Source organism: Cryptosporangium minutisporangium, from assembly GCF_039536245.1.
In the GTDB taxonomy this organism is placed as follows: domain Bacteria; phylum Actinomycetota; class Actinomycetes; order Mycobacteriales; family Cryptosporangiaceae; genus Cryptosporangium; species Cryptosporangium minutisporangium.
Genome location: NZ_BAAAYN010000023.1, coordinates 475,530 through 489,765 on the forward strand (window position 1 = coordinate 475,530; position 14,236 = coordinate 489,765).

A 14,236-nucleotide genomic window follows, 5' to 3' on the forward strand; every position below is an offset into this window, starting at 1 on the left:
GTGGAAACCGCCGCACCGGATTCCCCCTTCGACTGGAGTGCACCGCTCGTCCCGGGCACCGTCGTGCTCGACGACCGGATCGCCCCGAACGCGCCCTGGTCGGGCGTCGTGACGCGGGGGCAGGTGCTGACGATCGTCGACGTCGGCGGGAATCAGTCCGCCGACTGCCTGATCTACAACGCGCACGACTTCGCCGAGCGCTACAGCGTCCCGGACACCGTCGCCTGGCAGGGCAACGCCTACGTGCGCACCGGCACCGTGCTGCGCAGCAACGAAGGCCGTCCACTGATGACCGTCGTGGCCAACGAGATCGACCGCCAGGACACGATCGGCGGCGCCTGCGGCAAGGAGTCCAACACACTGCGGTACGGCCACCACGTCGGATACCAGCACGGCTGCCGGGAGAACTTCCTCGCCGAGGGGTCCCGGCGCGGTCTCGACGCCCGCGACCTGGTGTCGAACCTCAACTGGTTCATGAACGTTCCGGTCGAGGCGGACGGCGCCCTCGGCATCGTCGACGGCATGTCCGCGCCCGGCAAGCGCGTCGCCGTGCGCGCCGAGATGGACGTGCTCGTGCTCGTCTCCAACTGCCCGCAGATGAACAACCCGTGCAACGACTTCGATCCGACGCCGCTGCGGATGATCGTGGTGGAGCCGTGAACACCGTCCTGGTCGCCAACCGCGGCGAGATCGCCCGCCGGATCATTCGGACGGCCCGCGAACTCGGCATGCGGTCCGTGGCGGTCTTCTCCGACGCCGATCGCGCGGCGCCGCACGTCCGGGAGGCCGACGCCGCGGTCCACCTCGGCCCGGCACCGGCGCGCGAGTCCTACCTGCGCCACGACGTGATCCTCGAGGCTGCCCGGAAGACGAACGCCGACATCATCCACCCGGGATACGGATTCCTCTCGGAGAACGTCGACTTCGCGCACGCGGTGGAGGCGGCCGGGATCCGGTTCGCCGGCCCGGCCCCGGACCAGATCACCGCGTTCGGCACGAAGCACACGGCGCGGGCACTGGCCGAGGCCGCCGGCGTCCCGCTGCTCGCGGGTACCGGCCTGCTTTCCTCCGCCGACGAGGCGGCAGCCGCCGCGGAGGCGATCGGGCTCCCGGTCATGCTGAAGGCCACCGGCGGAGGCGGTGGCATCGGCATGCAGGCGTGCGCCACAGTGGATGACGTCCGGGACGCATACGCACGGGTCGCCGCGCTCGCCGCGGCCAACTTCGGCTCCGCCGGCGTCTTCCTCGAGCGACTCGTCCGGCCGGCGCGCCACGTCGAGGTCCAGGTCTTCGGCGACGGCCACGGGCGCATCGCGATCCTCGGGGACCGGGACTGCTCGCTCCAACGGCGCAACCAGAAGGTCATCGAAGAGGCGCCCGCACCTGCCCTGCCCGCGCACGTCCGCGCGTCACTGCACACCGCGGCACGCGACCTGTTGGCCACCGTCGACTACCGCAGCGCGGGCACCGTCGAGTTCGTCTACGACCCGGTTCGCGAGGAAGCCTCGTTCCTCGAGGTCAACACCCGGCTGCAGGTCGAGCACCCGGTCACCGAGGAGGTCTTCGGCGTCGACCTAGTCGCGTTGATGCTTCTCCTGGCCCGCGACGGGGTGGTGGACGAGGACGTTTTCACGCGGCCCTGGACGCCCCGCGGCTTCGCCGTCGAGGCACGGGTCTACGCCGAGGATCCCGCGAAGGACTCGCTGCCGTCCTCGGGCCTGGTCACCCGGGCGGTGTTCCCTGCCCTGCCCGGCGTGCGGGTGGACGGCTACGTCGAGACCGGCCTGGACGTGTCGCCGTTCTACGACCCCATGCTCGCCAAGGTCATTGCGGTCGGCGACACCCGCGATGACGCCCTCGACCTGCTCGGCGAGGCGCTGGACGCCACCCGCGTCGACGGGATCGTCACCAACCTGGGGTTGCTGCGCGCGCTCACCGACGAGGTCGACTTGCGCGCCGCCATCCACTCGACCAGCACGCTGACGCACACCACCGATCCCGACCCGCGGATCGACGTGCTGGCGCCCGGCCCCCTCACCACCGTCCAGGATCTCCCCGGACGCCTGGGGTACTGGCACGTCGGCGTCCCGCCGAGCGGTCCGTTCGACCCGGTCTCGTTCGCCGAGGCGAACCTCGCGGTCGGCAACCCCGCGGAGGCGCCCGCGCTCGAGGTCACCGCGGGAGGCCTCACGCTCCGGTTCTCCACGCCGTCGGTCGTCAGCGTCACCGGTTCGGACCTTCCGGTCACCCTCGACGGCGCGGAGGTCGAGCTCTGGACCGCGATCGACGTGCCGGCGGGCGGCACCCTCACTCTGGGCACCGCGAACGGCCCCGGCCTACGAAGCTACGTCGCCGTCCGCGGCGGCATCGACGTCCCCACCTACCTCGGCAGCGCCTCGACGTTCACGCTCGGCGCCTTCGGCGGCCACGGGGGCCGGGCGCTGCTCGCCGGCGACGTCCTGCGGCCAGGTTCGCCGGACTCCGCCGACAACGCCGCACTGGGCCGGGTACCCGGACCGACGCCGGCCGACCGACGCCCGTTCCTCACGTCCACCTGGCAGATCGGCGTCACCGAGGGTCCGCACGCGGCACCGGAGTTCTTCACCCGCGACGACATCGACACGCTGTACGCCACGGCCTACGAGGTGCACCACAACTCCGCTCGCACCGGCATCCGGCTGATCGGTCCGAAACCGACCTGGGCCAGGCCGGACGGCGGCGAGGCGGGCCTGCACCCGTCCAACATCCACGACACCCCGTACGCGATCGGCGCGCTGGACTTCACCGGGGACACGCCGATCATCCTGGGCCCGGACGGGCCCTCGCTCGGCGGTTTCGTCTGCCCCGCGGTCGTGGCCAGCGGCGAACTCTGGAAACTCGGACAGTTGCGGCCCGGCGACAGCGTCCGGTTCGTGCCCGTCAAGGAGGTCGACGCCGCCACGCTCGTCGACGCGCGCAGCGCACCGGCCTTGCTCTCGTCCGGCGGGGACGGCGACGACGGAGTTCTGGCGCGGATCGGGCCCGGCGACGACCGGCCGTCGGTGACCTACCGACGCGACGGCGACGACAACGTGCTCGTCGAGTACGGGCCGATGGCGCTCGATCTGGCCCTGCGTATGCGGGTGCACGCGCTGCAGGAGACGCTCGCCCGGCACGCGCCGGACGGCATCGTCGACGTCACCCCCGGCATCCGCTCGCTGCAGATCCACACCGACGCGCGCAAGCTCAAGGCCCGGGACATCGCAGGCCTGCTGCAGGACCTCGAGGCGGAGGTGCCCCCGACGCACGAGCTGGTCGTGCCCTCCCGCACAGTCCGGCTCCCGTTGAGCTGGGATGATCCCGCCACGCGGCTGGCCATCGAGCGGTACGTGGCCGGCGTTCGCGACGACGCTCCCTGGTGCCCGTGGAACATCGAGTTCATCCGCCGGATCAATGGCCTGGACACCGCCGACGACGTCTACCGCACGGTCTTCGACGCCAGCTACCTCGTGCTCGGACTCGGCGACGTCTACCTGGGCGCGCCCGTCGCCACGCCGCTGGATCCGCGGCACCGCCTGGTCACCACCAAGTACAACCCGGCCCGGACCTGGACGGCCGAGAACTCCGTCGGCATCGGCGGCGCCTACCTCTGCATCTACGGCATGGAGGGCCCCGGCGGCTACCAGTTCGTCGGCCGCACCGTGCAGATCTGGAACCGGTTCCGCCGAGGAGGGCTCTTCGGCGGGAACCCGTGGGCGCTGCGATTCTTCGACCGCATCGAGTGGTACCCCGTCACCGCGGACGAACTGCTGGAGTTGCGCGCCGAGACCGACGCCGGCCGGGGGAACTTCGCGACGGCCGACGGCACGTTCTCCCTCGCCGACTACCAGGCGTTCCTGACTGAGAACGCGGACTCGATCGCGGAGTTCCGGACCCGCCAGTCGGCCGCCTTCGAGGCCGAGAAGGAACGCTGGCGCGCCTCGGGCGAGTTCGACCGGCGCGACGATCCCGACCCCGTCGCGGCCGATGCCGTCACCGTGCCGACGGACGCGACCGCTGTCATCGCGTCCTTCCCGGCGACGGTGTGGCAGTTGGCCGCCTCTCCGGGCGATAGCGTCGCGGCCGGCGACACGATCATGTCCTTGGAGGCGATGAAGATGGAGATGACCGTGACCGCACCAATCACCGGCACCCTCGTCGAGCTGTACGTCCGCTCCGGGGAGCAGGTGGCGCCCGGCCAGATCGTCGCGGCGGTGCGGTCGTGAACGGCACCGTCGCCGAGCGGGTCGCGGCCGCGTTCGACCGGATCGAGGCCGCCGACCGGCCCGAGGTGTGGATCTCGGTACGCGACCGCGACGAGGTGCTCCGCGAAGCCGCCTCGGTCGACCCCGAACTCCCGCTGGCCGGTCTGGTGTTCGCGGTCAAGGACAACATCGACGTCGCCGGCCTGCCGACCACCGCCGCGTCCGCGTCCTACGCCTACTGGCCGGCCGCCGATGCGACCGCGGTCCGGCGGCTCCGCGACGCCGGCGCCCTCGTCGTCGGCAAGACGAACCTCGACCAGTTCGCCACCGGTCTGGTCGGCACCCGCAGCCCTTACGGCGCGGTACGCAACGCGTGGGACCCGGCGCGGATCTCCGGCGGATCGTCGTCCGGCTCCGGGGTCGCCGTGGCGCTCGGCCTGGTCGACTTCGCCCTCGGCACCGACACCGCCGGCTCCGGACGCGTCCCCGCAGCCCTAAACGGCATCGTCGGGATCAAGCCCACCAAGGGACTCGTCCCGGTCACCGGCGTGGTTCCCGCCTGTTACAGCCTCGACTGCGTCACGGTCTTCGCGCGCGACCTCGCGCTGGGCCGTGCCGTGGCCGAGCTGATGGAGGGAGTCGACCCCGCCGACCCGCTGTCGCGCGTCGCGCAGCCTACGGCCGCGGCACCGGCCCGCCCGCGCCTCGCCGTACCCGCGGCCGAGCACCTCGACGGGCTCGCGCCAGGGTGGAAGGACGCTTTCGCGGCGGCCGTCCGGCGCTTCGCGAGCGTCGGCGCCGAGATCGTCGAGGTCGACATCGCACCGCTGCTCGAAGCGGCGGCTCTGCTCTACGGTGGCGCGTTCGTCGCCGAGCGCTACGCCGCGGTGGGCGCGCACCTCGAGAAACATCCGGAGTTGATCGGGACCGACCTGGACCCGATCGTCGCGGGCATCGTTCTCGGCGGAAAGGACAAGACGGCTGCCGACTGGGCCGACGACACCGCACGGCTGGCCGCGCTCGGCAGTGCCGGCCGGGCCGCGCTCGCGGGCTGCGTCGGCCTTCTCACGCCGACGACGACCGGGCACCCGACACTGGCCGACGTCGCCGCGGATCCGATCGGCGCCAACGCGCGCATGGGTCGCTACACGAACTACGCCAATCTCCTGGACATGGCGTCACTGGCCGTCCCTGCGGGCTTCGTCGACGGGTTGCCGTTCGGCGTGATGCTCACCGGTCCCGCGTTCAGCGACCGCGCGTTGGCCGAGCTCGCCGGCCGGTTCGCCAACCCCGGCATCGACGTTTTCGTCGTCGGCGCCCACCTCGCCGGTCAGCCCCTCAACGTCGAGCTGGTCACCGCCGGCGGGACCTTCGTCGCGTCGACCAACACCGCCCCGGCGTACGCGCTGCACGCGCTGGCCACCGAACCGCCCAAGCCCGGCCTGGTTCGGGTCGGCAGCGGCGGGAGCAGCATCAAGGGTGAGCTGTGGCGGCTGCCAGCGAGCGGATTCGGAGCGTTCGTCGCGGCGGTTCCGGCGCCGCTGGCGATCGGCACGGTCGTCCTCGCCGACGGATCCTCGGTCAGCGGCTTCGTCGCCGAACCCGCGGCGCTGCAGAATGCGCCCGACATCAGCCACCTCGGCGGGTGGCGCGACTACCTCGCGACCGCCACCCAGTGACGGCGGCGCGCCGTGGAAGGATGACGCCCATGGCGCAGCACGCCCGACCGGGACGGCCGAGGCACACGTCGGCGTCGACCGCCTCGGCCGATGCCTCCCCGGCCGGCACGGCGCGCGAGCAGATCCTCGACGCCGCTGCGGCGCTCTTCGCCGAGCACGGCTTCGCCGCCACCACGACGCGCATGATCGCCGAACGGGTCGGCGTCCGCCAGGCCTCGCTCTACTACCACTTCGCCGGCAAGGACGAGTTGCTCATCGAGCTGCTCACCACGTCGGTGCGGCCGAGCCTGGAAGCCGTCCGGGGCATCGAGTCGCTGGTCCCGGACACTGCGAGCGCGGCCGCGGCGCTCTACCTTCTGGCCAGCGTCGACGTCGAGACCCTCGGCCGCACGCCGCACAATATCGGGACGCTGTACCTGCTCCCCGAGGTGCAGCAGGAGCGATACGACTCCTTCCGCACCGAACGCCAGGAGCTGCAGGAAATCTACGGTCGCCTGGGGTTCCGGGCAGCGCGGGCGGAGGTCCGTGCCGCCATCGCCGAACCGCGCCTCGGCGAGCTCCTCATCCAAGTCGCCGAGGTGGTCATCCAGATCCGCCGCACGCGCAGTCCGGACGCCGCCGATGCCGACGCCGTCGCCTCCTCCTGCCTGCGGCTGTGCGGCTGCTCCGAAGCGGCGATCGACGAGGCGCGGTCGGACGCCCGCTCGCTGCTCGTCGGAGCGTGAGCCGCGAGCGTCGTCAGCCGGTCGCTGTCCTGGGCCGAGTCGGCCACATACGGCGACACCAGAGGGCCCGCCCACCATCTCGTTGAACCGGGTAAGTAGAAATGCGGGGTGACCACTGATTCCCTCCGGAGCGCCGTGGCTGGCGTCGCGGTGACCCTCGCGATCGTGCTCACCGGGTTCCTGCTCGCGCCGTTCATCTCCGGCATCGAGCCGGTCGGCGTCACCCCGGGCGGTCACGGCGGGCCGATCGATCTCGCGGTCAAGGACGGCCAGCAGATCCGTACCGCCGACACCACGATCACCGTGCCGGAGAACGTCACCGACGCCACTGTCACCGAGTTCCGGGGCGGCTTCCTCGGCTTGCAGTTCGCCACACTCACCTGGATCAGGCCGGACGCGTCGACCGAGGTGGTCGCCGACGAGGTGCGGACCTACGTCGTCGACAACACCGGCACCCGAGTCGCGTGGCGTGCCGGCCCGTCGATCGGCCGGGCAGAGCTGCGGAACGGCCGCCTCGTCAGAGAGCGGAGACCGATCAACGAGATCCCGGAAGACGCCCAGCCGTATCTCCTCACCGGCGCCGAGTTGGTACTGCGCCGACCCGGGACGGGGACGTTCGGACAGGAAGGCTACGTCGCGCCGAGCTTCGGATTCGTCCCGTGGGACGGTGGCACCTCGATCTGGCCGACCGACCTGGCCGCCGTATTCGGTTCCGTGCTGAACGACACATACGTGCTGGAGCAGATGCGAACGACCGGGGATCAGTCGGCCCGGACCGGTTGCCTGACCTACTCGGTAGCCCCGGCGTCGGCGCCGACGCAGCAGCGGTGCGACTTGAACCTGCGTCTGGACCTGCAACGCTGGTCGCTCTCCCCGAGCGGCCGGTACTTCGGTGACGCCGCCGGGCCGACCGACGCGCCCTACGGTGTGCTGTTCACGGTGGGCGAGAAACTCACGAGCGCCGTCTGGCGGCGCGGCCCCGTGCCGGACCGGGCTCCGCTCTGGGACGACGACACAATGGTGTTCACGTCCAACGAGCAGCTCTACCTGTGGAGACCGGGCCACGATCCGGAAAAATTGGACGGGTTCGACCAGGACACGCTGATTCCTCGACCGTTCGAACGGTGAGTCCCCTGATGCCGGCGCCGCCCGGCCCACTTCCCGTTGCGAACCATACGCACATGCCAGCCGCGTGGCGAACCGAGAAGAGAATGCCCCCATCCGATGGCGCTCGTTGGCCTCGTCAGCATGGAAATCGATGCTGTCGCGCTTCGGCCGATTCGGGAATCGGATCTGGACATGCTGTGCCGATTCGATGTATAGGCGGGCCTGACTAGGCCAAACTGGTACGGCGTTCGCGACGCAGCCAGGCAGCGCCGGCGGTTTGAGAGCGATGGATGGCTCGGCGCCGAGGACGGCAGATGCTACGGAAATGCCATTTCGTGGCCCTGCTGGCTCGGGCTAGCGCATATTTCTACACCACACACATCTGTCCCCAGTTGTTCCTGGAGGGCGAGGTTCGCGAACTCGCGATCGATGTGGCCGGTGCCGACGGCCAACGGCTGCCCGCACTTGCGAACCTGACCCTGATACGAGATGAGTCGGAGAGTCCGACACGAATTCAGATGGTGGTCTTCCCAGTTGAACGACGGCGACGACATGAGCGTCATCTGGTGGCCGGCCGACAAGCCCTGGCGCAGCGGTTGGCCGAACGAATGCCCGACGGTCCACAGAGCAATTCGGCGGCGGGACTGCTGATTCCGAGTGCCGGAAGCGACACAACAGCGTCCACATGAGCACGAGCAGCTGAGGGCACCGACGCCCGACCACGGCTCTCGTTCTCGCCGCCCGCAGACGGCCTCTCATGTAGCCGCTTCCCACGCGTCACGGCGGCCCGGCTCGAAGTGGATAGGAGTCCAGGAGCTGCGGAAGGCAGCGCCCCAGGACGCTGCGGTGGCCGGCCGCCGTAGCCCACCGGCACAGCATCGACCGGGACGTCCGACCCAGCCTGGGCACGAACAGACCGAAGGGCCGGCCGCAGATGCGGCCGACCCTTCGCGCCAACCCCTCCAGGGGATTCGTGGCGACCCAAAACTCCGGATCAGTGCGTACGTGTGCGGTGCGTACGGCGCCCGTAGAGACCAGCGACCAGCGCGACGCCGACGGCGGCGAGCGCGATCTGGAAGATCAGCTCGATCCAGTCGAAGCCCTTGGTATCGGCCACCCCCAGGCCGCGGGCGATCGCAGTGCCCAGCAGCGCCGCGACGATGCCGACGACGATCGTGAGCCAGATCGGGAGATTCTGCTTCCCGGGCACGACCAGCCGCCCGAGAGCGCCAATGATGAGACCCACGATGAGCGCGGTGATGATGCCGGTGACGGTCACGGCGGCGTACTCCTTCTTCATGCGCCGCGGTGCTGCGGCGACCTACCTATGAGGTGCCCGAACCAGCCGTCCCAAAACAGCACCCGAAGGCAGCATTTAGAGCGGACGGCAGGCGACGCCGTACCCCCGCGAGGGTCAACAAGGGTTTCAACCTGCAGGCGGTAACCCCACGGTCGGGACGATCAGGCCTTCGTGTGGGGGTCGGTGATGGTTAGGCGCCGGGTGATCCGGTCGAGGTAGTAGATGGCCAGGGTGTAGGAACGCTGGCTGGTCCGGGAACACGTGATGCCGTCACCTCGCGTCCTCGACGCGTCAGGGATCCGCACCCGACCGGCCGTTCGACGCGATCGTCGTCGGCGAATACGAACGCGCCTTCGCCGGCCACCAACTCCACGCGCTCATGCCCCTGCTCGACGCGCTCGGCGTCACCCTCTGGCCAACGTTCCCGGTCTACGTCCTGGCCGCCAGGTGCAGCAGTGGCCGACCCTCCCCCGGGCCGTGGTGGCGCGGTGCGGGCCATCAGTCGGCGCGCACCTGCCGACCCAAGCCAGCCAGCGCCTCCGGGCGAGAGATGCGCACCATGCCGGCCCAGACGAGGCCGATGAGAAAGCCGCCGGCGATGCCCACCGGAATCAGCCAACCGTAGGTTTGGCCTGCTGGCAGCTGGGCGGGCAGCCGAACGGTTCCCACGACCACGACGAACCCCGTGGTCAGAAAGGCGAACATCGCCGCGACGAGCCTGCCCTCCCAGCCGAAGAAGCCGGCCTCTCCTTCATCAGTGCGTAAGAGCCAAACGACTGTTGCCAACGAACTGATGGTGAGCACTGCGGTGATGGCCAACCCACCCCCGACCAACAGATAGAGGACGACCTGCGAGGGCCGACCGGCGGCAGCTAGCAAGGCGACGGCGCCCGCGGCCAGCGGCGCGATCAACCCAGCGGACAGCGGAGCGCCCCCGTCGAGCCGTGGCTGTAGCCGCGCTGTCATCACTCTGTCTCGGGACAGGCCGCTGAGCTGACGGGCGACGACCTGACAGAAGATCACGGCGCTGGCCAGGCCACCGAGGATCAGCACCCTGGTCAGAGCGTTCACGACGGCGTCGAGGTGGTCTCCCCCGACTGCCTGCCTCGCCACAGTGACCGTGAACGGCTCCCCGGATCCCCCGGTGCTGCCTTCCAGCTGCCCCTGGGCTGCGGCGACGATTTTGTCCGGTCCGACGACGACGCTGGTCGCCCACGCACTGATCACCAGCGTCGCCGTGGTGAGGGCGTAGCCCGCGAGCGTCGCCCGGGGAACGGTTCGGCTCGGTGTGGCCACCTCCTCGGAGAAGTTGGGGCCGATCTCCGATCCGACGAAGTTCGTGACCGCCACGCAGAGAGCCAGCGAGAACGATCCGGTCAGAAGGCCCGCGGGATCCAGCGCTGCGGCGGCGGCAGTGTCGTCCGCAGGGTGGAGGACGGCCAGCGCACCGAATGCGAGCACCACCGCAGCTTGGAGGATGACGACTACGACCACACATCTCGTGAAAACGCGCAGGGGAACAAATTCCAAGGCGATCAGCACGACGACGAGAACCACGACGAGTAACGAAATCGGGGCGTCGAGGCCGATCGCATCGGAAAGCTGCCCGGTCAGACCGCCCGCCAGCACAACGAGAAAAGCAGCCACCAGTCCGACATATCCCGCAAGGGACAGGGTTGCCACTCCGAGTCCGGGAATCGGGCCTAACGCCTGGGAAACGAGGGCGTAGTGTCCACCACGGTGTCGAATTCGACCGGCGATGCCCGTATTGCCGACCGCGAAAGCGCAGAGACACAATCCGGCGATAGCCATGACCAAAGGCACGCCCTGGGAGCCGGAGAACTGGTAGCCCGTGGGAATCGCACCCAGCATGAGCACGACTGGCCCGTGCGATGCGATGACAATGCAGAGTAGCTGCCTCCCGCTCAGCGCCGCGGCGGACGTCGCGGCTCTATGGCGTCTTTCGGGATTCCCGTGGGTGGACATCGCTCTTTGCGTCGCGGACGGGAAGTGGGGGCCCGACCTGCCGCTCGAATTCGATTCTTGACCATGAATACCCCACGCATCATTGCGCACGGTCGCCTCCTGCTCGATTCGGCATATCCGTCGCCAGGGCAAGGCTCGACCAAGACGTCGACGCACTATTCCGAATTGGCGAAACGCGGCATGAACGAGGGCCTAGGCTAGCCCTTACCGCACCTACTGCAACATGAATCGCTATTCGTCTTACCAATAGCTGTTATCCGCACCGGGAATACACTGTCGAGCGTGGGGTTACGGCGCCGTTTTCCGCCCCAGGCGGGGGACGCCGGTCAGCCACCGGTCCGGGTCGGCTGCCGTATGCCCTGGGATTCACCGCCTTGATGGCCGTCAGCCGAACGGCGCGGCGTCCCTCGCGGCGGCGACCCCAGCAGCTCTCCCCGCAGCTAGACGTGCCCGGGTCCGGTCGCGGCGGGAGTGCCGGAACGCCGACTGCCGCAGCGACCGCCCCACGAGCCCTCCCACGCCTTCACCGGGATACCGGTGGCCGGACAGCGTCGACGCCAGGCTTCTTTCAGGCCTGGGCCGTCCGGATAGGCTCGTCGGCAGGCCTCGCCGATGGGCTTGGTGTCGTCGCCGCCAGGTGGAGGGGTCAACCGAAGAGTGATCGTCGTGTTGAACGTCGAGGTGGAAGGGGATCGGCGTCCGCGCGGATGACTCCGATACGGTCACGAGCTGCCGCTCGGGTAGTCCGTGGACAGTGATACCTCGCGCCAGCTCGCGAGTTCGCCGGCGACGTGAGCCAACTTGTACGCCACGAGCTCGACGCTGTCGCGCCCCAGCGGCCGGCACCGTGGGGGTTGGGTGAGTCGACGAGGCCGCGGACGCTTCGACGGCCCGCTGGGGATCCCGGGCTCGTGACCGTCGAACGTGGAGGCCGCCTGTATCAATGTCCCGACCGTATCGAGGTAGTCGGCGCTGGAGCCCATGGTGACGATGTGCCCGGCGCGTTGTCTGCGCAGAACCGGGAGCGCCGCCCGGGTGAGGTTCAGCAGACCCAGGACGTTGGTGTCGAACAAGGCCCGGACCCGTTCGCCCGGGGTCTCTTCGATGGAGCCGAAGACCCCGTAGCCGGCGTTGTTCACCAGGGTGCATATGCCGGCTCCGCTCCGCCTTCTTCGGCTGGGAGAGAAGATCGTCGAGGGCGACGGTTCCGTAGCGATGGGTCGTTACGGTTCCTTCGACATCATCCGCGCTATGTCATCCTCGTTGCCGGCTTCGGTGCTGAGGTAGTAGGTCGCGCCGACGATCGCGTCACGGCTGACTTCTTCCGGTAGATCGCTCGGTCGCCGCGGCTGCGTACTACACGTAGATGAGGCGGTTGACGCGGACCAGGAAGTCCTTGCCGAGCTCGCTGGTGGGGTCCCCCATCAGTTCGGCGATGACGTGCATCGCCAGGTCCCGGCGCTTCGGGGAGCGTTCGGCGATGGCCTTCCCGAGGGCGCTGGGCATCTCCTCGGCGGTGAGGTCGGTGCAGTAGACGGGAGTGCCGGGCTGCTGGCGCCATGAGTCGGTGATGCTGCCGGCGTCGAAGCCCTCGAAGCCCGTCTGCTCGACCAGCGACATGCCCAGGGCCCGCTCGTCATCATCGTCCGCGGCGACGGGGATCGCGATCCGGCCGGGGGTACCGCTCGGGCCGGCGTAGGCAACGAAGGACTGTGCCGTGATGGCGTTCCAGGCCTTGACGACGCGACGGCCGAGGTGCTCCTCGACCCAGCGGCTCTCCACCTGTCCGCGATCGAGGGCCTCGATGTGCCCGTCGCGAGCCGGGTAGTAGTTCGAGGTGTCGATGACGACGGCGCCGGCGGGCAGGTCTTCCAGCAGCGGCTTGAGGTCGGGCACCCGGACCAGGGGGACCGAGGTGATGAGGACGTCCACGTCCGCGGCCACCTCGCCCGCCGACACCGCTCGGGCGCCGGTGGCGAGAACCTCGGCCGGGATCGTCTCAGGCCCGCGGGAATTCGCGATCTTGACCTGGTGGCCGGAGGCGCTCAGCCGCTGGGCCACCACGCCGCCGATACTGCCTGCTCCCAAGATGCCGATCTTCATCAACTCTCCTCTGCGTGATGTTCTGCTTGTCACTGCTCAGCGCTGGTGCTGCGTGGGTCGAGTCCGTACTGGTAGGGCACGCCGAGGTTCGCGCGCAAGGTCGTGCCCGGGTACTCGGTGGGGTAGATGCCGCGTTCCTGCAGGATCGGCACGACCTCGTCGACGAAGGCGTCGACGCCGTCCTCGTAGATGTCGGGCGTGACCCAGAAGCCGTCGGCGGCTCCCGCCTCGAACCACTCCTGCAGATGGTCGGCGTGCAGCTCCCCCGGGCCCACGACCGTGGCGACGGTGGTCATGACGCCGGGAAAGTACTTGATCTCGTCGGGGTCGCGGCCAGCTCGGCGTGCCGCGTTCCGCACGAGCTGGCGTTGGGCGCGGGCCTCCTCGATCGTCCACACCTCGGCGATGAAGCCGCTGGCGTAGCGGCCCGCGATCGACAGCAGGTGCGGGCTGGGGCCACCGGAGGTGAAGACGACGGGCTGGCCCTGCTCCGAGGGTGGGATCGCCAGGGGGCCTCGCGACGCGACGTACTGGCCCTGCAGGTTGATCGGTTGCAGCTTCGACGGGTCGATGAAGCGGTCCGCTGCCTGGTCCTTGACCCACGCGTCCTCCTGCCAGCTGCCCCAGAGCGCCTGGACGATCTGGATGGCCTCGTGTGCGCGCTGGTACCGCTCGTTGCGGTCGGCGATGGGTCTGCCGTAGTTGGCGGCGACGGCAGGATCGCTCGTCGTGACGGCGTTCCAGCCCATACGGCCGTGGCTCAGGACGTCGAGGGCCTTGAACTGGCGTGCGGTGTTGAACGACTCCTGGAAGGTCGTCGACCCGGTCACGACGAAGCCGATGTTCGTCGTCTCGCGCGCAACGGCGGACAACTGGATCAGCGGGTCCATGAGGTTGCTGATCGTCGAGTGTTCGACGTTGCCGCGCACAGCGGGGAAGTCTGGGGTGAAGAGGAAGGTGAACCTGCCACGCTCGGCAGCTTTCGCATGACGCACGGTGGCGTCGACGTCGGCGTAGGTCCCGGGGTCCACGTGCGGGGCGCGCCAGGCGCCGTGCAGGCCACCGTATCCGTCGATCAGCGCCATACCGAGGACGAGCTTCTTGTCCGTCATG

Annotated in this window: 11 protein-coding genes; 6 read left to right on the top strand and 5 right to left on the bottom strand. The window is 69.6% G+C overall.

All coding sequences use genetic code 11. The features are described 5' to 3' along the window. From ABEB28_RS18880 to ABEB28_RS18905, 6 genes are all read left to right on the top strand, one after another. Window positions 1-660, top strand: a complete 660-nt coding sequence (locus tag ABEB28_RS18880) for an urea amidolyase associated protein UAAP2 (protein ID WP_345729477.1) — start codon at window positions 1-3, stop codon at window positions 658-660. After that, window positions 657-4,244 carry an urea carboxylase gene (gene uca / locus ABEB28_RS18885; RefSeq protein ID WP_345729440.1) on the top strand — a complete coding sequence of 1,196 codons (3,588 nt, stop codon included), beginning with the start codon at window positions 657-659 and terminating at the stop codon, window positions 4,242-4,244. Before ABEB28_RS18880 ends, uca begins: the two co-directional genes overlap by 4 nt. After that, on the top strand, window positions 4,241-5,902 hold the full coding sequence (locus tag ABEB28_RS18890) for an allophanate hydrolase (protein WP_345729441.1): 1,662 nt from the start codon (window positions 4,241-4,243) through the stop codon (window positions 5,900-5,902). Before uca ends, ABEB28_RS18890 begins: the two co-directional genes overlap by 4 nt. A gap of 29 nt (window positions 5,903-5,931) precedes the next feature. After that, window positions 5,932-6,627 (top strand): TetR/AcrR family transcriptional regulator, encoded by a 696-nt coding sequence (locus ABEB28_RS18895; RefSeq protein ID WP_345729442.1) that lies wholly within the window; start codon window positions 5,932-5,934, stop codon window positions 6,625-6,627. A 108-nt stretch (window positions 6,628-6,735) separates the two neighbouring features. After that, a complete protein-coding gene (locus ABEB28_RS18900) occupies window positions 6,736-7,755 on the top strand; it encodes a hypothetical protein (protein ID WP_345729443.1) in 1,020 nt (339 codons plus the stop codon). 314 nt (window positions 7,756-8,069) lie between these two features. Next, complete coding sequence (locus ABEB28_RS18905; protein ID WP_345729444.1) at window positions 8,070-8,423, top strand: hypothetical protein; 354 nt, start codon at window positions 8,070-8,072, stop codon at window positions 8,421-8,423. A gap of 305 nt (window positions 8,424-8,728) precedes the next feature. Here the strand turns inward: ABEB28_RS18905 and ABEB28_RS18910 are convergent, their stop codons facing one another. From ABEB28_RS18910 to ABEB28_RS18930, 5 genes are all read right to left on the bottom strand, one after another. Further along, complete coding sequence (locus tag ABEB28_RS18910) at window positions 8,729-9,013, bottom strand: GlsB/YeaQ/YmgE family stress response membrane protein (RefSeq protein WP_345729478.1); 285 nt, start codon at window positions 9,011-9,013, stop codon at window positions 8,729-8,731. Window positions 9,014-9,532: 519 nt separating this feature from the next. After that, complete coding sequence (locus ABEB28_RS18915) at window positions 9,533-11,020, bottom strand: amino acid permease (protein WP_345729445.1); 1,488 nt, start codon at window positions 11,018-11,020, stop codon at window positions 9,533-9,535. Window positions 11,021-11,742: 722 nt separating this feature from the next. Then, window positions 11,743-12,159, bottom strand: a complete 417-nt coding sequence (locus ABEB28_RS18920; protein ID WP_345729446.1) for an SDR family NAD(P)-dependent oxidoreductase — start codon at window positions 12,157-12,159, stop codon at window positions 11,743-11,745. A gap of 217 nt (window positions 12,160-12,376) precedes the next feature. Continuing rightward, window positions 12,377-13,123, bottom strand: coding sequence for an NADPH-dependent F420 reductase (locus ABEB28_RS18925; protein ID WP_345729447.1), 747 nt, complete (start codon window positions 13,121-13,123; stop codon window positions 12,377-12,379). A 29-nt stretch (window positions 13,124-13,152) separates the two neighbouring features. Next, window positions 13,153-14,235 (bottom strand): LLM class flavin-dependent oxidoreductase, encoded by a 1,083-nt coding sequence (locus tag ABEB28_RS18930; protein WP_345729479.1) that lies wholly within the window; start codon window positions 14,233-14,235, stop codon window positions 13,153-13,155. Window position 14,236 lies beyond the last annotated feature (1 nt).